The sequence below is a fragment of the Treponema sp. R6D11 genome (genome assembly GCF_054786075.1).
This window is the reverse complement of the sequence record NZ_BDHD01000660.1, coordinates 1-645: the sequence shown is the minus strand read 5'-3', so window position 1 is coordinate 645 and position 645 is coordinate 1. Positions and strand designations below refer to the sequence as shown.

The 645-nt window shown below is 52.6% G+C and carries 2 protein-coding genes; both read right to left on the bottom strand.

Features of this window, described 5'->3' with window-relative positions:
- Positions 1–74: 74 nt before the first annotated feature.
- Positions 75–353 carry a hypothetical protein gene (locus ACYVTD_RS15340; RefSeq protein WP_461248568.1) on the bottom strand — a complete coding sequence of 93 codons (279 nt, stop codon included), beginning with the start codon at positions 351–353 and terminating at the stop codon, positions 75–77.
- A partial coding sequence (locus ACYVTD_RS15335; protein ID WP_461248567.1) for a phosphatidate cytidylyltransferase occupies positions 350–645 on the bottom strand: 296 nt, incomplete at its 5' end. The genes ACYVTD_RS15335 and ACYVTD_RS15340, both read right to left, overlap by 4 nt.

Genomic DNA, 645 nt, shown 5'->3' with positions numbered 1-645 from the left:
GCGCAAATGACTCGGTAAGCGAAATAATATTGACCGCTTCGGGCGGCCCTTTCAGGAAGATGGGCGTTCAGGAATTAAAAAACGTGACGGCAAAGGACGCCGGATATGCCGTTTATCGTCATGTCGGCGTTTGCGCTCCCAATCGCGGCAAGAAGTTTTTCCTTGCCGCCTTCTTCGCCCGCCAGCACGCAAACGGCGGAAGGCCACAAGCGCTTAAGCTTTTCCAGCTCTTCGCCTTTTGAGTGGGCGCAAAGAAGGACGACGTCAAACGCGTCTTTGTTACGCGAAATTATATCGAGGGAGCTTTTGCCGATGGAGCCTGTCGCCCCAAGTACGGATACGCGTCTTTTCATTGCGGGGTAATAAAAAATAAATTGAAAAGCAGGAAATATACAGGGGCCGCAAGAGCGAGGGAATCGATTGAATCCAGAATTCCGCCGCGCCCCATCATAAGATTGCCGGAATCCTTTACGTCGGCGCTTCGTGTAATCGCGGATTCCGCCAAATCCCCGAGATTCCCGAAAATGGCGGTACAAGCCGCAGGCGCGATTATTTTGGGAATTTTTCCGTCCCCCTGAAAAACAGACGGAACGAAAAAAATCGCGAGGATTACCGTTACCACGGAGGCGGCCGCCCCGCCTATAT